The 22549-nt window shown below is 71.1% G+C and carries 33 protein-coding genes; 21 read left to right on the forward strand and 12 right to left on the reverse strand.

The features are described 5' to 3' along the window. The first annotated feature begins 105 nt into the window (after positions 1 to 105). From ABZ693_RS33970 to ABZ693_RS34010, 9 genes are all read left to right on the forward strand, one after another. Positions 106 to 996 carry a helix-turn-helix domain-containing protein gene (locus ABZ693_RS33970; protein ID WP_359885335.1) on the forward strand — a complete coding sequence of 297 codons (891 nt, stop codon included), beginning with the start codon at positions 106 to 108 and terminating at the stop codon, positions 994 to 996. After that, the gene (locus tag ABZ693_RS33975; protein WP_359885336.1) at positions 993 to 1184 is read left to right on the forward strand and encodes a DUF397 domain-containing protein; all 192 of its coding nucleotides are present in this window, start codon (positions 993 to 995) and stop codon (positions 1182 to 1184) included. The genes ABZ693_RS33970 and ABZ693_RS33975 overlap by 4 nt, the downstream gene beginning before the upstream one ends. Before the next feature lie 11 nt (positions 1185 to 1195). Further along, a complete protein-coding gene (locus tag ABZ693_RS33980; RefSeq protein ID WP_359885337.1) occupies positions 1196 to 1378 on the forward strand; it encodes a DUF397 domain-containing protein in 183 nt (60 codons plus the stop codon). 61 nt (positions 1379 to 1439) lie between these two features. After that, complete coding sequence (locus ABZ693_RS33985; RefSeq protein WP_359885338.1) at positions 1440 to 1970, forward strand: DUF1203 domain-containing protein; 531 nt, start codon at positions 1440 to 1442, stop codon at positions 1968 to 1970. 314 nt (positions 1971 to 2284) lie between these two features. Further along, on the forward strand, positions 2285 to 2560 hold the full coding sequence (locus tag ABZ693_RS33990) for a hypothetical protein (RefSeq protein ID WP_359885339.1): 276 nt from the start codon (positions 2285 to 2287) through the stop codon (positions 2558 to 2560). A gap of 66 nt (positions 2561 to 2626) precedes the next feature. Further along, entirely contained in the window at positions 2627 to 3439 is an 813-nt protein-coding gene (locus ABZ693_RS33995) for an ABC transporter ATP-binding protein (RefSeq protein ID WP_359885340.1), read from the forward strand. Further along, entirely contained in the window at positions 3433 to 4743 is a 1311-nt protein-coding gene (locus tag ABZ693_RS34000; protein WP_359885341.1) for a DUF7224 domain-containing protein, read from the forward strand. Before ABZ693_RS33995 ends, ABZ693_RS34000 begins: the two co-directional genes overlap by 7 nt. Before the next feature lie 4 nt (positions 4744 to 4747). Next, positions 4748 to 5431, forward strand: a complete 684-nt coding sequence (locus ABZ693_RS34005; protein WP_359885342.1) for a hypothetical protein — start codon at positions 4748 to 4750, stop codon at positions 5429 to 5431. Between the two features lie 162 nt (positions 5432 to 5593). Continuing rightward, positions 5594 to 6109, forward strand: coding sequence for an RICIN domain-containing protein (locus ABZ693_RS34010; RefSeq protein WP_359885343.1), 516 nt, complete (start codon positions 5594 to 5596; stop codon positions 6107 to 6109). 37 nt (positions 6110 to 6146) lie between these two features. Here the strand turns inward: ABZ693_RS34010 and ABZ693_RS34015 are convergent, their stop codons facing one another. Beyond that, entirely contained in the window at positions 6147 to 6473 is a 327-nt protein-coding gene (locus tag ABZ693_RS34015; RefSeq protein ID WP_359885344.1) for a DUF6223 family protein, read from the reverse strand. A gap of 183 nt (positions 6474 to 6656) precedes the next feature. Here ABZ693_RS34015 and ABZ693_RS34020 point away from each other — a divergent pair, with 183 nt between their 5' ends. The 3 genes from ABZ693_RS34020 (at position 6657) to ABZ693_RS34030 (ending at position 9149) form a co-directional block, all read left to right on the forward strand. Next, positions 6657 to 7787, forward strand: coding sequence for a sensor histidine kinase (locus ABZ693_RS34020; RefSeq protein WP_359885345.1), 1131 nt, complete (start codon positions 6657 to 6659; stop codon positions 7785 to 7787). 11 nt (positions 7788 to 7798) lie between these two features. Beyond that, complete coding sequence (locus tag ABZ693_RS34025; protein WP_359885366.1) at positions 7799 to 8539, forward strand: response regulator; 741 nt, start codon at positions 7799 to 7801, stop codon at positions 8537 to 8539. Between the two features lie 118 nt (positions 8540 to 8657). Beyond that, entirely contained in the window at positions 8658 to 9149 is a 492-nt protein-coding gene (locus tag ABZ693_RS34030; RefSeq protein ID WP_359885346.1) for a DUF8189 domain-containing protein, read from the forward strand. A gap of 32 nt (positions 9150 to 9181) precedes the next feature. Here the strand turns inward: ABZ693_RS34030 and ABZ693_RS34035 are convergent, their stop codons facing one another. Continuing rightward, positions 9182 to 9973, reverse strand: a complete 792-nt coding sequence (locus ABZ693_RS34035; protein WP_359885347.1) for a hypothetical protein — start codon at positions 9971 to 9973, stop codon at positions 9182 to 9184. A gap of 633 nt (positions 9974 to 10606) precedes the next feature. Between ABZ693_RS34035 and ABZ693_RS34040 the strand changes: the two genes are divergently transcribed. Then, positions 10607 to 10960 carry a hypothetical protein gene (locus tag ABZ693_RS34040; protein WP_359885348.1) on the forward strand — a complete coding sequence of 118 codons (354 nt, stop codon included), beginning with the start codon at positions 10607 to 10609 and terminating at the stop codon, positions 10958 to 10960. A gap of 36 nt (positions 10961 to 10996) precedes the next feature. Next, positions 10997 to 11353 (forward strand): hypothetical protein, encoded by a 357-nt coding sequence (locus ABZ693_RS34045; protein WP_359885349.1) that lies wholly within the window; start codon positions 10997 to 10999, stop codon positions 11351 to 11353. Positions 11354 to 11448: 95 nt separating this feature from the next. Here the strand turns inward: ABZ693_RS34045 and ABZ693_RS34050 are convergent, their stop codons facing one another. The 3 genes from ABZ693_RS34050 to ABZ693_RS34060 are packed head-to-tail and all read right to left on the reverse strand — an operon-like array spanning position 11449 to position 12981. Continuing rightward, on the reverse strand, positions 11449 to 12087 hold the full coding sequence (locus ABZ693_RS34050) for a hypothetical protein (protein ID WP_359885350.1): 639 nt from the start codon (positions 12085 to 12087) through the stop codon (positions 11449 to 11451). A gap of 4 nt (positions 12088 to 12091) precedes the next feature. Further along, positions 12092 to 12754, reverse strand: a complete 663-nt coding sequence (locus tag ABZ693_RS34055; RefSeq protein ID WP_359885351.1) for an RNA polymerase sigma factor — start codon at positions 12752 to 12754, stop codon at positions 12092 to 12094. Between the two features lie 5 nt (positions 12755 to 12759). After that, complete coding sequence (locus ABZ693_RS34060; protein WP_359885352.1) at positions 12760 to 12981, reverse strand: hypothetical protein; 222 nt, start codon at positions 12979 to 12981, stop codon at positions 12760 to 12762. A 417-nt stretch (positions 12982 to 13398) separates the two neighbouring features. On the opposite strand from ABZ693_RS34060, the gene ABZ693_RS34065 reads away from it, so the two are divergent. Beyond that, positions 13399 to 13722 (forward strand): hypothetical protein, encoded by a 324-nt coding sequence (locus ABZ693_RS34065; RefSeq protein WP_359885353.1) that lies wholly within the window; start codon positions 13399 to 13401, stop codon positions 13720 to 13722. Positions 13723 to 13898: 176 nt separating this feature from the next. On the opposite strand, the gene ABZ693_RS34070 is transcribed toward ABZ693_RS34065, so the two are convergent. From ABZ693_RS34070 to ABZ693_RS34090, 5 genes are all read right to left on the reverse strand, one after another. After that, complete coding sequence (locus ABZ693_RS34070; RefSeq protein ID WP_359885354.1) at positions 13899 to 14216, reverse strand: hypothetical protein; 318 nt, start codon at positions 14214 to 14216, stop codon at positions 13899 to 13901. 90 nt (positions 14217 to 14306) lie between these two features. Continuing rightward, positions 14307 to 14729, reverse strand: coding sequence for a nuclear transport factor 2 family protein (locus ABZ693_RS34075; protein ID WP_359885355.1), 423 nt, complete (start codon positions 14727 to 14729; stop codon positions 14307 to 14309). Continuing rightward, the gene (locus ABZ693_RS34080; protein ID WP_359885356.1) at positions 14719 to 15174 is read right to left on the reverse strand and encodes a VOC family protein; all 456 of its coding nucleotides are present in this window, start codon (positions 15172 to 15174) and stop codon (positions 14719 to 14721) included. Before ABZ693_RS34080 ends, ABZ693_RS34075 begins: the two co-directional genes overlap by 11 nt. Positions 15175 to 15378: 204 nt before the next feature. Continuing rightward, positions 15379 to 15792 carry an ArsI/CadI family heavy metal resistance metalloenzyme gene (locus ABZ693_RS34085; protein ID WP_359885357.1) on the reverse strand — a complete coding sequence of 138 codons (414 nt, stop codon included), beginning with the start codon at positions 15790 to 15792 and terminating at the stop codon, positions 15379 to 15381. Positions 15793 to 15825: 33 nt separating this feature from the next. Then, positions 15826 to 17244: an NAD(P)-binding domain-containing protein gene (locus tag ABZ693_RS34090; RefSeq protein WP_359885358.1), complete on the reverse strand. Its 1419-nt coding sequence runs from the start codon at positions 17242 to 17244 to the stop codon at positions 15826 to 15828. A 122-nt stretch (positions 17245 to 17366) separates the two neighbouring features. Between ABZ693_RS34090 and ABZ693_RS34095 the strand changes: the two genes are divergently transcribed. The 3 genes from ABZ693_RS34095 (at position 17367) to ABZ693_RS34105 (ending at position 19894) form a co-directional block, all read left to right on the forward strand. After that, complete coding sequence (locus tag ABZ693_RS34095) at positions 17367 to 17765, forward strand: ArsR/SmtB family transcription factor (protein WP_359885359.1); 399 nt, start codon at positions 17367 to 17369, stop codon at positions 17763 to 17765. 90 nt (positions 17766 to 17855) lie between these two features. Beyond that, entirely contained in the window at positions 17856 to 18512 is a 657-nt protein-coding gene (locus ABZ693_RS34100) for a TetR/AcrR family transcriptional regulator (protein WP_359885360.1), read from the forward strand. Next, a complete protein-coding gene (locus ABZ693_RS34105) occupies positions 18509 to 19894 on the forward strand; it encodes a carotenoid oxygenase family protein (protein ID WP_359885361.1) in 1386 nt (461 codons plus the stop codon). Before ABZ693_RS34100 ends, ABZ693_RS34105 begins: the two co-directional genes overlap by 4 nt. 63 nt (positions 19895 to 19957) lie before the next feature. Here ABZ693_RS34105 and arsB read toward each other — a convergent pair whose 3' ends face one another. Both arsB and ABZ693_RS34115 read right to left on the reverse strand, forming a co-directional pair. Continuing rightward, positions 19958 to 21055, reverse strand: a complete 1098-nt coding sequence (arsB, locus tag ABZ693_RS34110; RefSeq protein ID WP_359885362.1) for an ACR3 family arsenite efflux transporter — start codon at positions 21053 to 21055, stop codon at positions 19958 to 19960. After that, positions 21052 to 21357 carry an ArsR/SmtB family transcription factor gene (locus ABZ693_RS34115; protein WP_359885363.1) on the reverse strand — a complete coding sequence of 102 codons (306 nt, stop codon included), beginning with the start codon at positions 21355 to 21357 and terminating at the stop codon, positions 21052 to 21054. The genes arsB and ABZ693_RS34115 overlap by 4 nt, the downstream gene beginning before the upstream one ends. Before the next feature lie 68 nt (positions 21358 to 21425). On the opposite strand from ABZ693_RS34115, the gene ABZ693_RS34120 reads away from it, so the two are divergent. The 3 genes from ABZ693_RS34120 to secE form a co-directional block, all read left to right on the forward strand. Further along, the gene (locus ABZ693_RS34120; RefSeq protein WP_359885364.1) at positions 21426 to 21848 is read left to right on the forward strand and encodes an arsenate reductase ArsC; all 423 of its coding nucleotides are present in this window, start codon (positions 21426 to 21428) and stop codon (positions 21846 to 21848) included. A gap of 160 nt (positions 21849 to 22008) precedes the next feature. Beyond that, positions 22009 to 22404, forward strand: coding sequence for a DUF6401 family natural product biosynthesis protein (locus ABZ693_RS34125; protein WP_359885365.1), 396 nt, complete (start codon positions 22009 to 22011; stop codon positions 22402 to 22404). Further along, positions 22401 to 22549 (forward strand): preprotein translocase subunit SecE (secE, locus tag ABZ693_RS36230; protein WP_435842630.1); only part of this gene is annotated, 149 nt, incomplete at its 3' end. The genes ABZ693_RS34125 and secE, both read left to right, overlap by 4 nt.

Raw genomic sequence — 22549 nt, forward strand, 5'->3', positions numbered from 1 at the left:
CCGCAGCGATCTGGCACAACCACAAGACCGGACAACCAGTCATACGATCCCTGATCGCCTACGACCACTGAACACATCGGAATGACTCATCTAGGAGGTGCGCACATGAGCGTGGACGCAGTGAACGGCACGAACGAGACGGACCGCGGTACGAATGCCGCAGGTGACGCGGGGTGGGAGGTCGAGCCAGGCGATGAGTCCGGCGCGGCCGTCGTTGCCGCCGTCGGCCGCCAGATCAGGTTCTGGCGGGAGAAGAGGAACATGCGGGCGGCGGATCTCGGTGCCCGGCTCGGTTACGGAGAGGATCTGATCCGCAAGATCGAACGCGGGGTCCGCATCCCGCGACCGGAGTTCCTCGACAACGTCGACCGGGTGCTGGACGCGGACGGAAACATCTCGGTGATGAAGAAGGACATCGAGGAGGTCCGCTACCCGAAGAAAGTACGGAACCTCAAGAAGCTGGAGGCGCGCGCGGTCGAGTTCTGCATGTACAGCAACTTCACGATTCACGGTCTGCTCCAGACCGAGGAGTCCTCACGCGCGCTGTTGCAGACGTACCGTCCGACTTACACGCCGGAGGAACTGGAGCGGTTCGTGAGGGCGCGAGTGGCACGTCGGGCAGTGCTGGAGGCGAGCCCGGCCCCCGAGTTCAGTTTCGTCCAGGAAGAGGTGACGCTGCGGCGCCCGTTCGGGGGCAAACTGGTGATGCGACGCCAGCTCGAACACCTGCTGGAGGTGAGTGAGTTGCCTCATGTGGACATCCAGGTGATGCCGACAGCCTATGTCGATCATCCTGGAGCGATCGGTCGGATCGAGCTGCTGAAGTTCGGCGACGGCACCGCCGCCGGACGCAGCGATGGGGACTTCAGCGGTCAGCCCGTCTCCGACCTCAAGCGACTCCGGATCCTGGAGCTGCGCTATGGCATCATCCGCTCAACGGCCCTGACTCCAGCGGAGTCGCGGCACTACATCGAGCAACTGCTGGGAGAAACATGATCGGCAAGACCGAGCTGGATTGGTTCAAGAGCAGCTACAGCAGCAGTGCCAACGGCAACGACTGTGTCGAGGTCGCCACGGTCCCCGGCACCGTTCACGTCCGTGACTCGAAGGACGTCGAGATCCCGAACCTCGCGTTCGGTGCCGACGCCTGGACCGGCTTCGTGGAGTTCACCGCAGGCGCCTAAAGGGAGGGCATATGCCCGCGCTCGAATGGTTCAAGAGCAGCTACAGCAGCAACAACAACGGCAATGACTGTGTCGAGGTCGCCACGACTCCCGGCACCGTGCATGTCCGTGACTCGAAGGACACCGGGCGTCCGCACCTCGCGTTCGATTCGGGCGCCTGGAACGGGTTCGTCGAGTTCGCCGCAGGCGCGTAAAACCAAACACCGCGTCCGAAAGCCGCCAGCGTCAGGGCCGCCGCCTCGCGACCCTGGACGCATGAACGCGACCACGAGCACGCGCACCACCCACACCGCCCGGCCCATCCCGGACGCCGCTCTCGCCGAGCTGCGGAACGTCGATGACGCCGGGCGGCCCTGTGTCCCGTACACCGAGACCGAGGCCGACGCCGGGAGCCCCCTGCGCTGCTGCCTGCGCCGTACCGAGGCCGGGGAGCGGATCGCGCTCGTCTCGTACGCCCCGCTGCGGCGCTGGGCCGCCGAGACCGGGGCCGAGCCCGGCGCGTACGACGAGCAGGGCCCCGTCTTCATCCACACCGAACCCTGCGGCGGGCCGGGCGACGCCCCCGCCACGTACCCCTTCGCACGGCCGGGCGTGCTGCGGACCGTACGCCGCTACGACGCGCGGGGGCGGATCGCCGGCGGCCGGATGATCGACGTCCCGGAGGCGGTGGAGGAGGGCTTCGACAAGGTCTTCGCGGAGGCGTTCGCGGACCCGGAGGTGGCCTTCGTCCACGTACGGGCCGTCGAATACGGCTGCTTCCTCTACGAGGTGCGGCGCCCGGCCTGAGGGGGGCTTGGCGGGGGCTTGGCGGGGGCCTCGCCGTCACCCCCGTAAGCCCGCTGCACACGAGCGGGTGAATCCGAGGGTCGCTGTATAGAGGGCGAGCCGCCGTGCTGCTTCACTTCGGTGGTCATCTTTCGGTTGGCCAACCGAAGGAATGCACATCGGCTCGTGGCGCGAAAGCGAAGGCGAACAGAACGGGAATTCTGCTTTCCGCGCCACGAGGGGGAAGTGTCTCCGCGCCCCAGGGGGGAAGAATGGGTAACCTCATCACCCGATTAGCGGCACTCAAGGCCGCGAAGTGCGCCACCGTCGTGGCCATGGCGACTCTGGCCGCCGGCCTCACGGCTCCGCTGTCCAGCGCCGCCAACGAGCGTTCCTGGCATGAGGGTTGCCGTGGGTACTGGTACTCGACGGTCGGCCACGGCTACTGCCAGAACGCCACCGGCTGGCCGTCCTACGGGTACTTCACCGACTACGACTGCAATGTCGAGGCGGACGCGCAGCACCACGACTATCTCTCCCGTGGCTACGTCGGCAAGTACGACACCTACGAATGCGTATTCAAGATCAACAAGACGAAGGTCCACCAGTAGACCGTTACCGCCGCGATGGGCCCGCCGTTCCGGCGGGCCCATCCCGTATTCCGGGAAATCCCACCTATGACGACTGCTCCCCTCGCTCGAATGACGGCCCTCACCCAGGGGTACGGCGGCCGACCCGTCATCGAGGAACTCGATCTGTCCATCCAGCCGGGCATCACCGGACTGCTGGGACCCAACGGGGCGGGAAAGACCACGCTGTTCCGCACCCTCGCCACGATCACCCCACCGAGGAGCGGGGGACTGGAGCTGTTCGGCACGCCCGTCACGAGCGAGCGGGACGTCCGGCGGGTCCGTCGTCGCATCGGCTACCTGCCGCAGGACTTCGGCTACTACCCGGCGTTCTCGGTCACCGACTTCGTCCGCTACTGCGCCTGGCTGCGTGAAGTACCCGCGAAGCGGGCCGAGTCGGCCACCAAAGAAGCCCTCGCCTCGGTCGGCCTCGCCGACCGCGCCCGCGACCGCATGAAGTCGCTCTCCGGCGGCATGCTCCGCCGCGCGGGGATCGCGGCGGCCATCGTCGGCTCCCCGTCCCTGCTGCTGCTCGACGAGCCCACGGTCGGCCTCGACCCGGCCCAGCGCCTCGACTTCCGCGACCTCATCCGCTCCCTCGCCCGCGCCGGGGCCGCCGTCGTCCTCAGCACGCACCTCGTGGAGGACGTGGGCGCCGCCTGTGACACCGTCCTCGTCCTCGGTGACGGGCGGGTCGTCCACAGCGGGACGCCCCGGCAGCTCGCGGAGCGGTCCACGCCGGAGGCCCCGGGAGACAGCCCACTGGAACGCGGCTACATGGCGGTCCTGGGCGGCACACGTCGCTCCCGGTCCGCGGATGAGGCGGAAGCGGCGGAAGAGGCGGAGGAGGCGGCATGCTGAAGACCTACCTCACCGAACTCCGGCGCTCGCCCCTGCTCACCGCCTTCCCCGTCATGGTCGCCGTGGACCTGGCGGTGCTCTTCGGACGCTCGCGGTACTGGATCGGCGTCTGGCCCGAGGCGAGCGTCGCGGCGCAGATCGTCACGCTCTTCCTGGGGCCGGTACTTGCCGGCGTCTCCGCCTGGCAGGCCGGCCGGGCCTCCCGCGCGGGGATGCCCGAATTCCTCCTCGCGGCCGCCCGCCCCGCCTGGCGGATCGAGGCCGCCCGCCTCGCCGCGACCCTCACGCTCGGCTTCCTCGCGTACGGCATCGGATGCGTCGTCGCCGCGGCCGTCTCCTTCCGCGACGCGGGCCCCGGCTTCCTGTGGCCGTCCTACCTGCTGCTCGGCGCGGCGACCCTCGTCATCTTCGCGTCCGTGGGACACCTCGCCGGCCGCCTGTGGCCCTCGCCCGGGTTCACCCCGATCGTCTGCGCGCTCGGCTGCTTCATCAGCATGCTGTCCCTGCCGTTCCGGTTCAACGTCCTCGCCGGGCCGCCGGACACCCACCTGAACCCGCTGCCGCTCGCGGTCCGGCTGTTCGTGGCCCTCACCCTCGCCGTACTCGCCGTCGCGGCACCCTCCCTGCCGAGGAAGTCCGAGCGCGAGATCACCACACGGGAACTGCCCTGGCGCACCCGCGGCGTGGTCCTCGTGTCGGCCGTCGGCGCCGGACTCGCGCTGACGGCGGCCCCGGCCGCCGGCGAACTGCGCGGGGAACGCCCCGCCACCGCGACCACACCCCTGTGCGAGCGCGCCGACGAGAACGCCCCGAGCGTCTGCGTATGGCCCGAACACCGGAAGTACCTGCCCGAACTGACCCGGATGGCCCAGCGCCTCGACGTCCGGCCGTCCCGGCCGTGGATCAGGCCGCCCGCCGAGTTCCGCGAATTCGGGCTCGCGAGAACCCGCTTGGGGGACCCGGGCTTCGACATCGCCGAAGGGCACGTACGCACCGCGGCGATCGCCATGGCCGACCAGGTGTTCCGTACCTCGTTCGGCTGGTGCACCCCGCCGCGCGGCAAACCGGAGGCGCGCCGGGCCTGGCAGGCCATCGACAACCTCCACATGTGGCTGGAATACCAGGCCACGGGACAGGACCCCGACGTCGCCGACGAGGGGCTCCACCAGTCCGGCGTGGACACCGCCCGGCGGAACGCGGCCCAGGCCGTACGGATGTCGCCCCCGGACCAGGAGAAGTGGATCGCCGAGGAGCGCGGCCATCTCCGTGAGAACACCTGGTGCGAGCCCGATGCGCGCTTCTGATCTCATGCGCGCTTCTGATCTCGCGCGGTACGCGAGGGTCCACCGAGCGGGCCCGATCCTCGCCGGAGCCGTGGTCGTCGCCGTCCTCTCCGCGGTCTTCGGGGGCGTCCGCGTCGCGCTCCCGTCGATCGGCGGCGAGGATCTCGCGACGGGCGTGCCCTACCGCCGTGAACTGCCGCTCCTGTCGGCCGTCTTCCTCACCGCCGCCTTCGGCGGACCGATGGCGGCCCACGAGGAGACCGGGGCCTGTGCCCTGTACCGCCTCCGCAACGCCTACTGCGCCGGGCTGACGCTCCTCGCCTGCGCGCTCTCCTTCGGCACCGAGGCGTTCGCCGTCGGTGCGGGACAGGGGGCGGTGTTCGTGCGGTCGGTGCTGATCTGGCTGGGCCTCGCGCTGCTGTCCATCAGGCTGTTGGGGCAACAGCTCGGCTGGGTGATTCCCCTGGCCTCGGCTCTCCTGTTGGTCTGGTACCCCAGTGGGTGGTGGGACTGGACGGCGAATTCGCCGTCGGACGTGCTGAGTTGGTGGGGCGCGGGGATCGTCCTGGCCGGCGGAACCGCGGCGACCGCCGTGACCCCCTGGCGGGGGAGGGCCCTGCGGCGGGGCCGGCCGCCGGCTCGGCGAGGTACGGCGTCCCGCCTGGCGGATCGAAGTCATCTCATAAGCACACGAACCCCGGCAGAGTGAATCCTGCGTTTGACTCGGGCGGGGCGGGTACACCTGCTGCTTCACTACGGGTGACCAAGCGGGGGCGCAGGGTTGTCATATGCGTATGCGCTGCGTATGTGCTGTGACGTTGCCTGCCCTGTGGACCCTCGCACCTCAGTAGTCGTAGTCGAGGAGCAATCCATGAAGATCCGCCTTTCCGGCCGCTCCGTCCGCGTGGCCACGAGCGTCGCGGCCATCGGCATCGCCATGGGGGCGAGCGTCGTCACGGCGCAGGCACAGGCCGAGGCGCAGGGCTCCGTCAGCATCAAGACGTTCGCGGACAAGTGCTTCGACGTCGAGGGCGGCAGCACGGGTGACGACGTCCGCATCATCCAGTACACGTGCGGCGGGCAGGTCAACCAGAAGTTCAGCATCGAGCAGCTGGGCGGGGGCGAGGTGCGCATCCGGACCTTCGCCAACAAGTGCCTCGACGTCCGGGGCGCCAGCTCCGCCGACGACGTGCGGATCATCCAGTACACCTGCACCGGCTCGTACAACCAGCGGTTCCGCCTCACGTCCCTGAGTGACGGCGCCTACGAGATCGACACCTTCGCCGACAAGTGCCTGGACGTGCGCGGCGGAAGCACCGCGAACAACGCGCCCATCATCCAGTACACCTGCACGGGCGCCTTCAACCAGCGTTTCCGGATCGTCTGAGTCGTCGGCCGAGTCACCGGCCGAGTCATCGGCTGAGTCATCGGCTGATCCCGCCGGTCCTTCCGTGGGCCCGGCCGCCGAGCACCGTGGCGGCCAGGCCGAGGAGGAGGGCGACGTACGCGCCGCCCAGACCGTTGCCGGTACCGAGTCCGCCGTCGGCCGTGACGGCGACGACGGTGCCGAGGACGATCCCGGTCACGCCCGCCGCGATGGCGAGGCGGGCGTGACCGCGGGTCGTGGCCCGCCAGGCGAGGACGACGCCCGCGAGGGCGATCAGGGCGCCCACGCTGGAGCCGATGCGGCCGGGGCCGAGCGAGTAGGTGCTGACGGCGAGGTTCGTCAGGGTCGTGGTCGTCGCGAGCATGGCGGGGCCTTCTTTCCGTGCCGATGGGGCGGGTCTCCGGTCTCCCCGAGCATCCGGGCCGGCGCCGTCTCCCGGCGTCCGGCGAACGCGGACACTTCCCGCCCCGACTACCGCGCTCGCGGTAGTCCACCGCTCCTCCCCGAGGGCGACTCGCCCCGCACGCACCGGAGTTAGGGTGCGCGCATGACAGCACGCGAGGTGTGGACCCGGTACGGGAACGGGGTCATCGGCGCCGGTGTCGCGGGCGCGCTGCTGGTCACCGGGCTGTCCGGACAGGGGGCGGCGACCGGGGCCGGTCTCCTGGGATACGTGCTCCTGGTGGCCGGCGGGCTCGCGCTCGTCGCGCGGGGGCGGGCACCGGTGGCCGTCCTGGCCGGCACCGGGGTGTGCGCGGTCGGGTACCAGGCGGCGGGGTTCGACATCCCGGCGGTGGCGTACCTGTTCGCGGTCTACGCGGCCGTACGGGCCGGACACCGCACCCTCACCGTCGTCGTGAGCGTGGGCATGCTGGCCGTCCTCCCGCTGGCCGCCCTGGCGTCGGGGCCGCTCGACACGGGCGAGGCGTTCGCGCAGGCGCGCGGCGCGCTGGAGATCGCGTGGCTCATCGCGGCGGGCGCGGCCGGGGAGGCGCTGCGGCAGGCCGAGCGCCGGGCCGACGAGGCCGAACGCACCCGCGAGGAGACGGCGCGGCGCCGGGCCGACGAGGAACGCCTGCGTATCGCACGGGAGTTGCACGACTCCCTCACCCACCAGATCTCCGTGGTCAAGGTGCAGGCGGAGGTCGCCGTGCACGTGGCGCGACGGAAGGGCGAGGAGGTCCCGGCGGCGCTCCTGGCGATCCAGGAGGCGGGGCGCGAGGCGAGCCGGGAGCTGCGGGCGACCCTGGAGGCGCTCCGGGACGACGACACGGCACCGCCGCGCGGGCTCGACGACCTACCGGAACTCATCGCGCGGGCACGGGAGTTGGGGCTCGACGCGGCGCTCACGGAGGAGGGGCCGCGCGGGGACGTGCCGGCGGCGGTCGGCCGTACCGTCTACCGGATCGTCCAGGAGGCGCTGACGAACGTGGCCCGGCACGCGCGCGGCGCCCGGTCGGTCGGCGTACGGATCGAGTGGCGGGCGGACGGGGTCGCGGTGCGGGTGGAGGACGACGGGCGGGCCCAAGTCCCGTCGGGAGACGACGGCTTCGGGCTTGTGGGGATGCGGGAACGGGTCACGGCGCTGGGCGGGCGGCTGCGGGCCGCGCCGCGGGCGGACGGCGGGTTCGCGGTGGAGGCGCGGCTGCCGGTGGCGCCGAGGGAGCGGGTGTCGTGACGGCTCCGCACGTGATCAGGGTGCTGCTCGTGGACGACCAGCCGCTCCTGCGCAGCGGGTTCCGGGCGCTCCTCGACCTGGAGGACGACATCGAAGTCGTGGCGGAGGCCGGCGACGGGGCGGAGGGCCTGGCGCTCGCCCGGCAGCACGTACCGGACGTCGCGCTCGTCGACATCCGCATGCCGCGCGTCGACGGCATCGAGACCACCCGCCGTATCGCCGCCGACCCGGCGCTCGCCGGGGTGCACGTGGTGATCCTGACCAACTACGGCATGGACGCGTACGTGCTGGACGCGCTGCGCGCCGGGGCCGCCGGATTCCTGGTCAAGGACGTCCTGCCGGAGGACTTCCTGCACGCCGTACGGGTCGCGGCCCGGGGGGACGCCCTGCTCGCACCGTCGATCACGCGCAGGCTCATCGACCGGTACGTTTCCCAGCCGGCCCTCCCCGCCACCGACTCCGCGCTCTGCCTGGAAGAACTGACCAGCCGCGAACGGGAGGCGGTCGCCCTGGTCGCGCGCGGCCTCGCCAACGACGAGATCGCGGACCGGATGGTCATCACCCCGCTGACCGCCAAGACCCACATCAACCGCGCGATGACCAAACTCCGCGCCCGCGACCGCGCCCAACTCGTCGTGCTCGCCTACGAGTCGGGCCTTGTCACGCCGGGGAGCCGACGTGCGGGGCCTGACCTCCCGGGGCCCGCGTCGTACCGGCACCGTGTGAGGGGTCCGGCATCGCGCGGAGCGTAGGGTCGTATACGGACCCGTAAAAGGGGCGGATGCCACCTTTCCGGGGAGCCCTCGCTGGCGGACAGGCGGCCCTTGCCCCGCCAGAGAGATTCAGAGATCAGGGATCACCATGGGCACGGTGAGCAACGTCCGGTACGCCTCCCCCTTCTCCTGGGTCGCTCTCAACGCGAGCCAGGAACTGGAGGTCTTCGTCCTCGGCCCGGGCGGCTCCGTCGAGCACATCTGGCAGACCGAACCGAGCGACGGCCGGGCGCCGGGCCGGAGACCGCTCGGCGGCGGCAATGTGGTGGGCACCCCCGCCGTCGGCGTGAACACCGACGGCAGGCTCGACGTCATCGCGCGCCAGGAAGACGGCACCCTCGAACACCGATGGCGGACCAACCCCGCCCCCGACGGCAGATGGACGCCCGGCTGGACACCCCTCTACTACGACAGCCCGCTCGTGATCGGCGACCCGATGGCCGCCGCGAACAGCGACGGCCGCCTGGAGGTCTTCGCCCTCTTCGGGGACGGCACCATCCGATGCGCCTGGCAGAACGCCGCCGGCAACGACATCGACTGGTCGGCCTGGCACTCGCTCGGCGTACCCGGAAGCACCCCGGGGGCCTGAGGCACCCGGGGTCCGCCGTACGGGACTACTGGCTACTGCTGCGGGGTGTCCGCCTGCTTCATGGAGCTGACGGCGTCGGCGACGGAGTCGCGGTACAGGCCGAGCTTGGGGCCGGAGACCTGGGTGCCGGAGGCGATCGGGAAGTTGCGGGTGTCGGCGTTGGCCATGTGGGACGGGCTGACGAGGACGTTCATCTCGTTGATGCCCTTCGCGGAACCGGCCTTGCCGCCGGGGTTGAGGTCGATCACCGCGTACGCCTTCTTGCCGGCGAGGAGCGCGTGGTCGGGGCCGCCGAGGCCGCTGGGGACGAGCGGGCGGACGTTGCGGCTCTGGTCGGCGGAGTTCGAGTCGCCGAGGTCGACGGTGGGGAGGAGGTCCAGGCCGCAGGCGCTCGTGCCCTTGTTGGACACCTCGATGATCCGCTGCGAACCGCTGCCCGGGCGGACGTTGACGGACAGCTGCGTCATGGCGCAGGCGTGCTTCCAGGCGTACGCCTCGGTGTTGTTCGCCGAACCGCCGCCGCCACCGCTGGTGCTGCCGCTGCCGCCGCTCGTACCGCTGCCGGCGCTGGTGCCGCCGGACGACTTCTGCGGGGCCTTCGACGTGCCGGGCGCGCCGGTCGTCGTCGTGTCGGCGGGCTTCTCGTTCGACGCGGGCGTCCCCGTCCCGGCGGACGCGGAGCCGGAGGTCGACGCGGCGGGCTTGTCGGCCGAGCCGCCGCCGGTGGCGGCGGCCTGGTCGTCGCCGTTGCAGGCGGTGAGGCTCAGGGCCAGGACAGCGGTGCCGGCGGCGAGCAGAGCGCGGTGGTTCGGCCGAATACGCATGATTTCCCCGTGGTTGTGCGGTGTTTTCCGATAGCCGAATTCTTGCAGACAGTTGCTCACGTTCCGCTAACGCACGTCACGGGGAGGCGATTCGAGGCTTCCACCTGCGGCGCCATCAGGGCGTTAGCGGGACATGGAGAGACCGTTAGCGGCGTACAGGACCGTGGACACGCCCGGCCGGACCGGACCAACCCCCGGCCGACCCGGTCGGGCCCCCTTTCCCCTCCGCACGCACCAGGCCGACCGGTCGGCGGGGTGTCGACGGGACATAGGTGGGGCGCCGACGGGACACGGCCGGGGGCGCCGCCGGAGTGCCGACGGGGCGTGGGCGGACCATTGACGAATCCTTGACGGGCCATTGAAGGGGCGTTGACGCGCGCTCGATCGAAGAGCCCGGCCCGCCCCGCACGCGGGATGCCGGCGCCGACCTCGTCACCCGCCGCACGGCCGCGGGCCTTTCTTCGCCGGAAATTCCGGCCGGGGGGAATCAACACCTATCCGGGTGATGAGCCGATTCCGTATGGGCCGAACGACTGACGTGGCACGTGGCGGCGGAGGGCTCTGGGTAGACAGCTTTCGCAGCGGAAGAGACTGAATCGCCTCTTCGTGAGAACACTTCGAAAGGCTGGTCACATGAGTTCGAACGCCGGTGGGGAAAACGTGCCCGACGACGTGATCCAGCCCGTGACGAATGAGTCCGCGGGAACCCTGGAGGGCCAGCAAGGGGCCTACAGTTACCTTCTCACCCGGGGCGGAGTATTCGAAGCCACTCTGCCCGCCGCCGGCGTCGACGCCTTCAGCAAGGTGTTCGCCTCCATCACGGAGCGCGACACCGAAGACAATGACAAGCCTTTTCTGGGCGGCGGGGTCATGACGGTCCACAACGTGGTTCCCCGTGACGGCGGAATCGTGACCATCCGCGCGGACGTCGGCGTGCCGAACAACCTGAACCTCAGGGTCGACCTCTTCTACTACAACGGCTCCTGAGCCCGTAACGGCAGATACTTCGAAAGGGCTGGTGGTATGGGGTCGAACAGCGGCGAGAACAATGTGCCAGACGATGTGATCGTGCTGGAGGCCGACCAGGCGGCGGGGATGCTGGAAGATCCCCAGTCAGGAGCCCGTAGTTACCTCATCGGGGCAGGTGGACTCTTCGAGCGGAAGCTGTTCGCCAGCGGCGTCAATGCCTTCAGCAAGGTATTCGCGTCCATGACGGAGTTCGCTCCCGAGGACCACAACAAGCCGTTCCTGGGAGGAGCGGTCATGACGGTCCACAACGTGGTCCCCCAGGACGGCGGGATCGTGACGATTCGCGCGGACGTCGGTGTGCCGAACACCTTGAACGTCAAGGTCAGCCTTTTCTTCTACAACGGCAGCTGAGCTCTGATTCTTCGGAGATGCCTGCCGCACGGAATTCTCCGTGATTCCACCCGGCGCGTGCGGCAGGGCATCTCTCGCGTGTGAGCCTCCTGTATCTACAGGGCGTCGGCCAACTCCTCGATGCGGTCGGCCAGGTGCTGGGCGGGGCGCAGGACGCGGCTGTGGCCGGACTCCTCGACGACATCGACCTTGAGGCTTCGTACCGCCGCGCGCAGGGCCTCGTGCCGGGCGGGGGAGCGGGCGGTGGCCGGGGCGAAGGGAGCGGGGGAGCCGGGGAGGACCGGGGCGTCGCCGGTGACCGCCTGCAGGGCCCAGTGGTCGGCGTCGCGCAGCTCGCCGCGGGCCCGGTGGTAGAGGTTCAGGCACTGGGCGGCGGTGGCGTTGCCCGCGCCCGCCGCGAACCCCCACCAGAACCGCGCCCCTTCGCGCTCGTCGACCAGGAAGAGCAGGCAGCCGAAGCGCAACGCCCCGTCGTCGTCGATGTGTTCGTGGACCAGCTGAGCGACGTGCTCGGCGGCGTCCCGGTGGCGCAGGAGATGGGCGGAGAGGGTGGAGAGCTGGCGGGCGGCCTGGTCGTGCAGGGTGGGGTAGTGGCCCACCGGGGCGGGCGAGGAGCCGAACATCATGGTCGAGGTCACCTCGCGGACGATCTCCTGTCTGAGGTCGGCGAGGTCCTCGTCGGTGAACGGGTCGGGGTACCCGGCACCGCCCAGGACGTCGTGGATGCTGCGCACGCTCTTACTCCTTCTCGTTCTCGTCGGCGGCGGCCGGCTCCAGGGACAGGCCGAGCTTGATGGCGATGCGTTCGCGGGCCAGGCGGCGGTGCGAGCGGACGGTGTCGGGCTTGATGCCCATGATGCTGGCGACCTTGGCCGAGGGGTAGCCGAGGACGTAGTGCATGACGATGACGTCGAACTGCCTCTCCGGCAGCTCCGCTATGGCGGTGTAGAGGCCGAGCGCGGACTCCATCACCGCGAACTGACGCTTCATCATCTCCAGCGTGGCGCGGGCCGCTTGCTCGAAGGCGGCGGTCTGCACCATCCGCGAGGACTGGCCGCTCATGCGCAGGTGGGTCTCCACCCGCTGCTTGAGCAGCTTCCACGCGTACGCCTCGGGGCTCTCCTCCTTGAGCACCACCAGCCAGTTGAGGGCGAGGTGGGAGTAGCAGCGGCGGACCACCGCCTTCGCGGCCTGCTTGCTGCCGAGCATGGTGTGGGCATAGCGCAAGTGGGCGCGGGCGTAGAGGTCGTAGAACGCCTCCTGGTCCGGCGTCATCTTGTACTCGATGCCCTCGATGCGGTGGAGCCTCTCCAGGAAATGGCGCTCGTCCCGGAGCCCGCCGGCGGGCGGGGCGTCCTCGCTCCGCCGGTCCGGCTCCTCGGGTCGCGGCACGGTGTTCATGGCGTTCACCCCTCCTCGCGGCGGGAGGCGGGCGGCAGGGCCGCCACGGTGGTGGGAGTGGAAGCTTCCTGCGCCTCCTGTGCCTCCTGCGTCTCCGTCAGGAGTTCGGTGGCGCCGATCCGTACCCCGGCGCGCAGCAGACGCCGCGTCAGGGCGCGTGCGTCGGGGGCGAAGACGCGCAGGGCGGTGAGGACCACCAGCGCGATGAGAAGATCGTGAACGGTCACGGTTCCTGTTCCTTGGGGTCACATGACGCGGTGCCTCTCCCCTTCCAGAGGCACCGGAGGACTCCGCGTCCTCAATCGCAGCTTTTCGAATCGGCGTGGGCAAACGCGTATCGAGCTTGCGACTTTTTTGACCGCTAGCGATCACTCGGTTACGCAAAGGTGTAGACCACTTCGCACTGCTACCGCATGATCACTTAGAGCTAGGTCTCTCACCTGGGGGAATGAGGGGGTGAGGGTGCTCGGGGGCGGACGAGTACCGGTGGAGCGCGGTCGACGGTGGGGGTGGTGGGTGACGCACGTCACAGCCGGGTGTGCGAGGTGCGGGGTGTCGACCGGTCGGACCCGGCTTACGGTGCGGGCATGTCGCCGTCGGGGATCGTTCCGGAAGAGTGTGGTGGGGAAGCGGAGTCGCCCCGAATGGCGCCCGCGCGGGCGGATCGGGCCATCAGGGCGCTGTCGTGGTGGTGGGCGTCCGCGCCCGTCCTCCTGCTGACCCCGGCGCTCGCGCACGCGGCCGGGCTGCCGGAGGTGCGACGCGAGGCCGGCGTGGTGTTCGGCCTGATGGCCCTGGTCACGGCCGTGCTCGCGCCGGTGGTGGGCTTGGCGGTCGCCAGCTTCGGAGGCCGGCGGGAGGCGCGCGGACGATTCCTGATCATGGCCGCGGTGTCCGGAGTGCCGATCCTCTTCTTCCTGTTCTTCGGCGTGCTGTACTCCGAGTGCCCGGACGGAAGCGGCTGTTGAGGCTCAGGCCGCCGGCGCCCTGAGGCGGGCGGCGGACCGAAATCGGTGGACCGGCAGCGTCTGGCGTGCCGACGATTTCTCCTTCTTGCTCAAGCGCTGAGCACTCCCCGACGGGGGCGGGCTCTACACCCAGCCCTCGTCGAGGTGGATCGTCCGGGTGTCCCCGACTGCCCGGTTCAGGGCCACCAGGGCCGCGACCTCCGCGATGACGGCCGGCGCTTCGGGCAGCCGGAGCGGGGCCGCGGGGGGGCCTGCCGGGTGTACCAGGCCATCTCGGCCGTGGACTCGGAGGCGTGGAGCGGCAGGGGATCGGGGCCGCACCACGCGGGGCGATGCTCCTCCGCCCAGTCCGCCGCCGCGTCGACCCGGTCGAGATGCGCCGACAGGCCGGCGGGGGCGGGCCCGTACCCGAACTGGACGAGGAATCCCGCCGCGTCGACGGCCCACCAGGTCCAGGTGCGGCCGGGCCGGGGGTGCCACAGGAGGGTCGACATGACCGGACCGTATCCCCGGCCGACCCTCGGGGGGAGGCCGGGTCCGGCCTTCTGGCCTTCATGCCGCCGCGATGTCGTGGCGGCATGACGTCATGCCTTGGCGCCGGTGAGTCCCAAGCCGTCCATGTAGTCCCGGACACGCGTGAGCAGCCCGTCGCGGACGTGGAGGACCAGGAGGCCCGGCACGGTGAACGTGGCGTCCTTGGCGGGCAGCGCCGCCACCACGACATGCTCGGCGACGAGCACCCCCGGCTCGGCGGTCTCGTGCACCGCCGTCCTCCTGACCTCCAGCACCTGGACGGGACTGGCGCCCCAGGCCGCCCGGTACCCGGCCCGTACGGCCTCGCGCCCCTCGTAGCGCGGGGGAAACCCGGGAGCGGTGAACGGGAACTCGTGCACCGCGTCCACGGCGTAGAGGTCGGCGAGATCGTCCGCGGACTTGTCGAGCATGGCCTGGTGGAAGCGGTCCAGCACCTCGTGGGGGGTACGGACGGCGGGCGTGTCAGTGGACACAGAACTCGTTGCCTTCCGGGTCGGACAGGATGCTCCAGGAGCCGCCCGGTTCCGTGACCTCGCGGACGAGGGTGGCGCCCAGGGACTCCAGGCGGGCCACCTCCGACTTCCGTGTGCCCGGGGCCGGGTGGAGGTCCATGTGGAGGCGGTTCTTGCCGGCCGGCTTCGGCTCCGGGACCCGCTGGAAGAGGATGCGGTGGCCCAGGCCCGTGTCCGATGCCGGGTCGAAGGGGTCGTCCGGGTGGCGGACGGCGGCGAGGTCGCGCCAGGCGGGGCGGCCGTCGACGGTGAGCGTGAGGGCGGGCGGGACGGCGCCCGCGTCGAGGAGCCGGGTGACGAGCGCGCTGTGGTCCTCGCGGTGGTAGTCGAGGGCGGCGGCCCAGAACGCGGCCTGGGCGTGCGGGTCCGTCGCGTCGACGACGAGCTTCCAGTGGATTGCGGTCATGCCCCTTCATACCCCGAACGGGTGGGGTGGGGCGGGCAATTGAGCTGCGGTGGAGTGCTGGAGTGCTGGAGTGGTGGAGTGGTGGAGTGGCGGGGTGGCGGGGTGGCGGGGTGGCGGGGTGGCGGGGGAGGGTGACGCGGGGCCGCGACCGGTCCCCTGCTCCGGTCGCGGCCCCGCAGGTGCGAAGGGTGTTCTTGGCCGCTGTCAGCAGCAGCCGTCCGCGGCGGCGGCCGGCTGCTTGGCCAGGGAGCCGGCGTCGGCCTTGACGACGTACACCTCCCACGGTTCGCGGCCGGGTCCGTGGACCCACACCTTGTCCTGGACGGCGTAGCAGCAGGTGGTGTCGTTCTCCTCCTCGGTGACGAGGCCCTCCCGGCCCAGCCGGGCGGTGGCGGCGCGGACGGCGTCGGTGGAGTCGACCTCGACGCCGAGATGGTCGAGGCGGGTGTCCTCGCCGTCGGCGCCCTCGATGAGGACGAGCTTGAGCGGCGGATCGGCGAGGGCGAAGTTGGCGTAGCCGTCGCGGAGTTTGGCCGGTCCGGTGCCGAAGAGCTTGGTGTAGAAGGCGACGGACGCGGAGAGGTCGGGGACACGGAGAGCGAGCTGGACGCGGGACATGACGTTCCTCCTCTTACGGATCGGCGGGGTGGATCAGCAGCAGCCGGAGGCACTCGGCGAGGTGGTGCCGAGCTGGATCAGCCGCGGGGCGGGTGTCACGGGGGAGGGCTCGGCAGCGGCGGGAGTGGCGCAACAGCCGGTGTCCGCAGGCGTGTTGTCGGCCTGCGGCTGGTCGAAGAGGCCCGCGCCGCCGCAGACCCCGGTCTCCGGCAGGACGAGTTCGACGCGCGCGGCGGCCTCGTGGTCGCCGGCGAGGGCGGCGGCGACGGAGCGGACCTGCTCGTACCCGGTGAGGGCGAGGAAGGTCGGGGCGCGGCCGTACGACTTCATGCCGACCAGGTAGACCCCGGGCTCCGGGTGCGCGAACTCCTTCGCGCCGTGCGGGTAGACGGTGCCGCAGGAGTGCTGGTTGGGGTCGATGAGCGGCGCGAGGCCGACCGGGGCCTGGAGGCGCTCGTCGAGACCGAGGCGGAGTTCGCCGAGGAAGGACAGGTCGGGGCGCAGGCCGGTGAGGACGACGATCTCGTCGACGGGGTCCAGGCGGCGTCCGTCCTCGGAGACGAGGACCAGGCGGCTGTTGCTGTCGTGCTCGATCGCCCGCGTACGGAAGCCGGTGACGGCGTCCGCGTGGCCCTCGTCGACGGCGGCCTTGGCGGCGAGGCCGAGCGCGCCGCGCGCCGGGAGCTGGTCGGCGGAGCCGCCGCCGAAGGTGGAGCCGGACAGGCCGCGCCGCAGGATCCAGGTGGTGTGGGTGCCCGTACCGTCGTCCGCCTTCGCGAGGGAGGCGAGGGCGGCGAGCGCCGTGAACGCGGAGGCGCCGGAGCCGATGACGGCGGTACGGCGGCCCGCGTACCGGGCCCGGGTGGCGGGGTCGTCGAGGTCGGGGACGCGGTACGAGACGCGGTCGGCCGCGGCGCGTTCGCCGAGCGCGGGCAGGCCGTCGGCGCCTGCCGGGCTCGGGGTGGACCAGGTGCCGGAGGCGTCCACGACGGCGCGGGCGAGGATCCGCTCCTCGCGCCCGTCGGCGTACGCGACGTGGACGGTGAAGGGCTGTTCCGCGCGCTCGGCGTCCACGACCCGGTCCCGGCCGGTACGGGAGACGCCGGTGACCCGGGCGCCGTACCGGACACGGTTGCCGAGGGCGTCGGCGAGCGGCTGGAGGTAGTGCTCGGCCCACTCGCCGCCCGTCGGGTACGTCGTGAGGTCGGGCTTCACCCAGCCCGTGGGGGCCAGCAGCTTCTCGGCCGCCGGGGCGGTGATCTCGCTCCAGGTGGAGAAGAGCCGGACGTGCGCCCACTCCCGTACCGCCGCGCCCGCCCGCTCGCCGGCCTCCAGGACGAGCGGGTCCAGGTCCCGGCCGAGGAGATGGGCGGCGGCGGCCAGACCGACCGGCCCGGCGCCGACGATCACGACGGGCAGCCGGCCGGTGGGCGGGGCGGGGGTGGCGGGCATGACGACTCCTTCTTGCTTTGGCGTCTGTCGAAGTCCTGTAGGTCTCAGCGTGCACGTTGAATCGATAGACGTCAACATAGACGTTCATCGATGTAGCGCGTTTCGCGTGGCAACATGGACGTATGTCGAATGCCAAGGTGCTGCCGCTGGTCGAGCCCGAGCCTGAGGTCGCGGCCTCGGTCACGGTCGGGGTCGGCGTCGAGCCGTGCTGCCCGCCGCTGGACGAGCGCCCGCTGAGCGCCGAGGAGGCCGAGCGGGCCGCGAAGATGTTCAAGGCGCTCGGCGATCCGGTCCGCCTGCGGCTGTTCTCCGCCGTGGCCTCGCACGAGGGTGGCGAGGCGTGCGTGTGCGACATCTCCGATGTCGGCGTTTCCCAGCCGACCGTCTCCCATCACCTGAAGAAGCTGAAGGAAGCCGGCCTCCTCTCCTCCGAGCGGCGCGGCACCTGGGTCTACTACCGCGTCGAGCCCGCCGTCCTCGCCGCCATGGGGCAGCTGCTCGCCAGGGCCGCCGCCGTCTGAGCGCCACCGCCGTCTGACCGTCACCGCCGGGGCGAGCGGTTTGGCGGTACCTGATGGGTAACGCTGTTACCCATCAGGTACGGTGTTACCGTGAACACGCCTTACCAGGACGCTCAACGCGCCGGCCAGGCCGCCGTGCGCGCCGTGATCCTCGATCACGCCATCGATCTGCTGGTCGCCGAAGGCCCCGCCGCGCTGACGATGCGGCGGATCGCCGCCGGTATCGGCTCCTCGACCAAGGTCCTCTACACGATGTTCGGCGGCAAGGAAGGGCTGGTCGACGCGCTGTACCGGGAGGGGTTCGCCCGACTGCGCCGCGCACAGGAGCAAGTGCCTCCGGACGATGATTCGTTGGCCCGGCTCAGCGCTCTCGGCGTCGCCTACCGGGCACACGCCCTCGCCGAACCCGCCTACTACCGCGTGATGTTCGAGCAGGCGATCCCCGAATACCGGCCCAGCGTCGAGGCGTTGAAGGAGGCCGAGAGTGCCTTCGGTGCCTCCGTGGCGGCCGTACAGGCGTGCATCGACGCCGGGGTGTTCGCGCCGGGCGACGCGCACGAGATCTCGAAGCTGATCTGGGCGGCGGCCCACGGGGCGGTGAGCCTGGAGATCGCCGGCCACTTCCCGCCGGAGACCGCGGCCCGTCGCTTCGACACCTTGATGGCGGTGGTGGGACGCGCGTTCCTCGCCGACGGACACCCGAACACGGACCGAGACGACCAGCAGGGACAAGGACGGACGTCATGACGATCAGCCGTACGGTCAACCGCTACCTGTCGGGCGGTTTCGCGCCGGTCACCGAGGAGGTCACCGCGCTGGACCTGCCCGTCACCGGCCGCATCCCGGCGCACCTCGACGGCCGTTATCTGCGTACCGGCCCCAACGCCTTCGGCGTCGAGGACCCCGCCGCCCACCTCTGGACGCTCGGCGACGGCATGGTCCACGGCGTCCGCATCCGCGACGGCCGCGCCGAGTGGTACCGCAACCGCTGGGTCCGCTCCTCCTCCGTCGCCGACCGGCTGGGCGAACCGCGCCGCGGCACCCCCGTCGACCCGCGCATGGACATGGCGCCGAACGTACAGGTCGCGGGGCTCGACGGCCGTACCTTCGCGCTCCTCGAAGGCGGCATACGACCGTACGAACTCGGCTACGAGCTCGACACCGTGGGCCCCTGCGACCTCGGCGCGACCCCCGAGGGGTACAGCGCCAACGCCCACTCGATCTCCGACCCGCATACCCGCGAACTGCACTCGCTCGCCTTCCTCTACGGCTCCGAGCACGTCCAGCACATCGTCATGGACGCCACCGGCGCGGTGACGCGGACCACGCTGATCCACACGCCCGGCAGCCCCTACATGCACGACTTCGCGCTGACCGAACGCCATGTGGTCCTCTTCGACGGCCCGGTGGTGTTCAGTGCCGCCGAGCGGGCGACCGGCATCCCCTTCGTCTGGGACGGGTCGCATCAGGCGCGGGTGGGCGTGATGCCGCGCGCGGGCGGCGCGGTGCGCTGGTTCGAGGTCGCCGCCGGTCTCGTGGGCCACACGCTCAACGCGTACGACGACGGCACGGACGTGGTGATCGACGTCGTCCGGCACCCCGCGGGCTTCGACATCAAGGATGTCGGCCTCAGCCGGCCCACCCTGGACCGCTGGCGGATCGACCTCGCCGCCGGGAAGGTGCGCGAGGACCGGCTGGACGACCGGGTCCAGGACTTCCCCCGGGTCGGTTCGCGGTACGTCGGCCGGCCCTACCGGTACGGGTACGCGGCCGCCGCCGAGCTGTACGCGCCGCCCACGGCCCCCGGCGACCCGCGGCCGCACGAGGGCTTCAGTAGCGCGCTGCTCAAGCACGACCTCGTACGCGGGACGACGGAGGCGCACGAGTTCGGGCGGTTCGGGGCCGTCGGCGAGGGCGTGTTCGTACCCGCCGAGTCGCCCGCCGCCGAGGACGACGGATACGTGATGGCGTACGCGCACGACGCCGAGCGCGGCGCGGCGGACCTGGTGATCCTGTCCGCCCAGGACTTCACGGGCGAGCCCGTCGCCCGTATCCATCTGCCCGTACGGATTCCGCTCGGCCTGCACGGCAACTGGGTCCCGGGCGGGCCGCGTGGCGACCGCCCGTAGGAAACGGGGCGGTGGCGGTGGCCGCGACCGGGGCCGCGACCGTGACCAGGGCCCCGGCCCTGGTCACCGACCCGGCGCGGCGGCGGGCGAGGCGAACTTCCGGCGCCAGGCCAGGGCCACGTAGACCAGACCGATCAGGACCGGCACCTCGATCAGCGGGCCGACGACGCCGGACAGGGCCTGCCCGCTGGTCACGCCGAAGGTGGCGATGGCGACGGCGATGGCCAGCTCGAAGTTGTTGCCGGCGGCGGTGAAGGCGAGGGTCGCGGTGCGGTCGTAGGCGAGACCGAGGCCCTTGCCGAGCAGGAACGTGCCGAAGAACATGACCGCGAAGTAGACGAGGAGCGGCAGCGCGATCCGGGCCACGTCGAGCGGCTGCGAGGTGATCGTCTTTCCCTGGAGGGCGAAGAGGATGACGATCGTGAAGAGCAGCCCGTACAGCGCCCAGGGGCCGATCTTCGGCAGGAGCCGGCTCTCGTAGGCGTCCCGGCCCATCTTCTTCTCGCCGAGGCGCCGGGTGAGGAAGCCGGCGAGGAGCGGGACGCCGAGGAAGATGACGACGTTGAGCGCGATCTTCCACATGGAGATGTCGAGGGACTCGCCCTCGCCGAGGCCGAGCCAGCCCGGGAGGATGTCGAGGTAGAACCAGCCGAGCAGGCCGAACGCGAGCACCTGGAAGACGCTGTTGAGCGCGACGAGGACGGCGGCGGCCTCGCGGTCGCCGCAGGCCAGGTCGTTCCAGATGATCACCATGGCGATGCAGCGGGCGAGGCCGACGATGATCAGGCCGGTGCGGTACTCGGGCAGGTCCGGCAGGAAGATCCACGCCAGCGCGAACATGGCCGCCGGGCCGATGATCCAGTTGATGACGAGTGAGGACACCATCAGCCGGCGGTCGCCGGTGACGGCGTCGAGGCGGTCGTAGCGGACCTTCGCCAGGACCGGATACATCATGATCAGCAGGCCGACGGCGATCGGCAGTGAGATCCCGCCGATCTCGACCTTGGCGAGCGCGTCGTTCAGGCCGGGGACCAGCCGCCCGAGGCCGAGGCCGAGGGCCATGGCGAGCAGGATCCAGACGGCGAGGAAGCGGTCGAGCGTCGACAGCTTCGCCACCACCGAGGACTCCTCGGTGGTGGCCGGGGGAGCGGCGGGATTCAACAGGACCTCTTGGATTCGGTGTGGGTACGGGCGGTGGCGGCCAGCGAGGTGAACTGGCCGGCCAGGGTGTCGAGGACCTCCGGCTTCAGCCGGTAGTACGTGAACCGGCCGCACGGCTCGGTGTCCACGAGCCCCGCCTCGCGCAGCACGCGCAGGTGGTTGGAGAGGTTGGTCTGCCGGGCGCCCGTCTCCTCCACGAGATGCGTGGTGCACAGCGTCTCGCGGGCGAGGAGGGTCACGATCCGGAGCCGGAGGGGGTCGGCCAGGACCCGCAACAGATCAGCATCGACTGATGTCATCATGGACTGATATTTTCACATCGCCCGGTGCGGGATCCACCCCGGCCGAAACCTTCCGCCGTCGTCAAGGGATGCCGTCCGTGACCGCTCCGCTCGCCTCCGTCCTCTTCGTCTGCGTCCACAACGCCGGCCGCTCCCAGATGGCCGCCGGGTTCCTCCGGCACCTGGCCGGCGACCGGGTCGAGGTCCGCTCCGCCGGATCCCTCCCCGGTGACCGGGTCAATCCGGCCGCCGTCGAGGCCATGGCCGAAATCGGCATCGACATCTCCGTCGCCACGCCGAAGGTGCTCACCGCCGAGGCCGTCCAGGTGTCGGACTACGTGATCACCATGGGCTGCGGCGACGTCTGCCCGGTCTTCCCCGGCACGCACTACCTCGACTGGACGCTCGACGACCCGGCCGGGCGGGGCGTGGACGCGGTCCGCCCGATCCGCGACGCGATCAGGGCCCGAGTCGAAGCCCTGATCGCGGAGATCGACACCCGTCGTTCTTGAGGGAGTTCTCGTCCAGGAGCCGCACCTGGAGTCCGGCGGGTGCGCCGCAATCGGACGCGACGCTTCCGCTGACCCGCGAGGACGGCGACGGCGGTGAGTCCGGCGCGGGTGCGACCAAGCTCACGGCCGGACGGCCCCGTGCCGCCCCTAATGTGGAGGGATGAACGATTCGCCCGACTGCCCTCTGGTCGGGGTCGTCGCCACCTACATGCCCCGGCTCTCGGAGTTCTCCTTCGAGCCGGGCCTCGTGGCCGCCGTCGACCAGCACGCGGCGGCCGTGTGCGACGCCCTCGTCCCGGCCCCGCGCGGCCCGCTGGACGACCGGATCCCGGCCGCTCGTGCCGTCGCCGCTGTGGCCGCCGAGGCCGCCGAGGCCGGGTCCGAGACCCCGCCCGCCGGCCGGACCGTACGGCGCGAGGAACTCTCCGACTACGTGCTCGGCTTCACCGACTACCTCGCCGAGGTCGACTGGGTGGAGCCGGTCGGGCACGACTTCGCCACGCTGCGGCTGACCGCCGTGTGCTGGCTGATCCGCGAGTACGACCTGCTGGTCTGACGGCCACGCGCGCGTACGACGACGCCGGTCCCGCCGGAGGAGCAGTGGCTCCTCTGGGCCGTCTCGCGCTCTTCTACCGGCAGGTCATCGCCGAACTCCGCAAGGTCGTCTGGCCTACGCGCGGCCAGCTGACGACGTACACCAC

Origin of the sequence: Streptomyces laurentii, from assembly GCF_040635425.1 — a bacterium.
Lineage (GTDB): Bacteria > Actinomycetota > Actinomycetes > Streptomycetales > Streptomycetaceae > Streptomyces > Streptomyces laurentii.

What these genes read in the sequence shown, in the direction of transcription:
- ABZ693_RS33970 (WP_359885335.1), top strand. Translation starts at nt 106, where the DNA reads ATGAGCGTGGACGCAGTGAACGGCACGAACGAGACGGACCGCGGTACG.
- ABZ693_RS33975 (WP_359885336.1), top strand. Translation starts at nt 993, where the DNA reads ATGATCGGCAAGACCGAGCTGGATTGGTTCAAGAGCAGCTACAGCAGC.
- ABZ693_RS33980 (WP_359885337.1), top strand. Translation starts at nt 1,196, where the DNA reads ATGCCCGCGCTCGAATGGTTCAAGAGCAGCTACAGCAGCAACAACAAC.
- ABZ693_RS33985 (WP_359885338.1), top strand. Translation starts at nt 1,440, where the DNA reads ATGAACGCGACCACGAGCACGCGCACCACCCACACCGCCCGGCCCATC.
- ABZ693_RS33990 (WP_359885339.1), top strand. Translation starts at nt 2,285, where the DNA reads ATGGCGACTCTGGCCGCCGGCCTCACGGCTCCGCTGTCCAGCGCCGCC.
- ABZ693_RS33995 (WP_359885340.1), top strand. Translation starts at nt 2,627, where the DNA reads ATGACGACTGCTCCCCTCGCTCGAATGACGGCCCTCACCCAGGGGTAC.
- ABZ693_RS34000 (WP_359885341.1), top strand. Translation starts at nt 3,433, where the DNA reads ATGCTGAAGACCTACCTCACCGAACTCCGGCGCTCGCCCCTGCTCACC.
- ABZ693_RS34005 (WP_359885342.1), top strand. Translation starts at nt 4,748, where the DNA reads ATGCGCGCTTCTGATCTCGCGCGGTACGCGAGGGTCCACCGAGCGGGC.
- ABZ693_RS34010 (WP_359885343.1), top strand. Translation starts at nt 5,594, where the DNA reads ATGAAGATCCGCCTTTCCGGCCGCTCCGTCCGCGTGGCCACGAGCGTC.
- ABZ693_RS34015 (WP_359885344.1), bottom strand. Translation starts at nt 6,473, where the DNA reads ATGCTCGCGACGACCACGACCCTGACGAACCTCGCCGTCAGCACCTAC.
- ABZ693_RS34020 (WP_359885345.1), top strand. Translation starts at nt 6,657, where the DNA reads ATGACAGCACGCGAGGTGTGGACCCGGTACGGGAACGGGGTCATCGGC.
- ABZ693_RS34035 (WP_359885347.1), bottom strand. Translation starts at nt 9,973, where the DNA reads ATGCGTATTCGGCCGAACCACCGCGCTCTGCTCGCCGCCGGCACCGCT.
- ABZ693_RS34040 (WP_359885348.1), top strand. Translation starts at nt 10,607, where the DNA reads ATGAGTTCGAACGCCGGTGGGGAAAACGTGCCCGACGACGTGATCCAG.
- ABZ693_RS34045 (WP_359885349.1), top strand. Translation starts at nt 10,997, where the DNA reads ATGGGGTCGAACAGCGGCGAGAACAATGTGCCAGACGATGTGATCGTG.
- ABZ693_RS34055 (WP_359885351.1), bottom strand. Translation starts at nt 12,754, where the DNA reads ATGAACACCGTGCCGCGACCCGAGGAGCCGGACCGGCGGAGCGAGGAC.
- ABZ693_RS34065 (WP_359885353.1), top strand. Translation starts at nt 13,399, where the DNA reads ATGGCGCCCGCGCGGGCGGATCGGGCCATCAGGGCGCTGTCGTGGTGG.
- ABZ693_RS34070 (WP_359885354.1), bottom strand. Translation starts at nt 14,216, where the DNA reads ATGTCGACCCTCCTGTGGCACCCCCGGCCCGGCCGCACCTGGACCTGG.
- ABZ693_RS34080 (WP_359885356.1), bottom strand. Translation starts at nt 15,174, where the DNA reads ATGACCGCAATCCACTGGAAGCTCGTCGTCGACGCGACGGACCCGCAC.
- ABZ693_RS34085 (WP_359885357.1), bottom strand. Translation starts at nt 15,792, where the DNA reads ATGTCCCGCGTCCAGCTCGCTCTCCGTGTCCCCGACCTCTCCGCGTCC.
- ABZ693_RS34090 (WP_359885358.1), bottom strand. Translation starts at nt 17,244, where the DNA reads ATGCCCGCCACCCCCGCCCCGCCCACCGGCCGGCTGCCCGTCGTGATC.
- ABZ693_RS34095 (WP_359885359.1), top strand. Translation starts at nt 17,367, where the DNA reads ATGTCGAATGCCAAGGTGCTGCCGCTGGTCGAGCCCGAGCCTGAGGTC.
- ABZ693_RS34105 (WP_359885361.1), top strand. Translation starts at nt 18,509, where the DNA reads ATGACGATCAGCCGTACGGTCAACCGCTACCTGTCGGGCGGTTTCGCG.
- ABZ693_RS34115 (WP_359885363.1), bottom strand. Translation starts at nt 21,357, where the DNA reads ATGATGACATCAGTCGATGCTGATCTGTTGCGGGTCCTGGCCGACCCC.
- ABZ693_RS34120 (WP_359885364.1), top strand. Translation starts at nt 21,426, where the DNA reads ATGCCGTCCGTGACCGCTCCGCTCGCCTCCGTCCTCTTCGTCTGCGTC.
- ABZ693_RS34125 (WP_359885365.1), top strand. Translation starts at nt 22,009, where the DNA reads ATGAACGATTCGCCCGACTGCCCTCTGGTCGGGGTCGTCGCCACCTAC.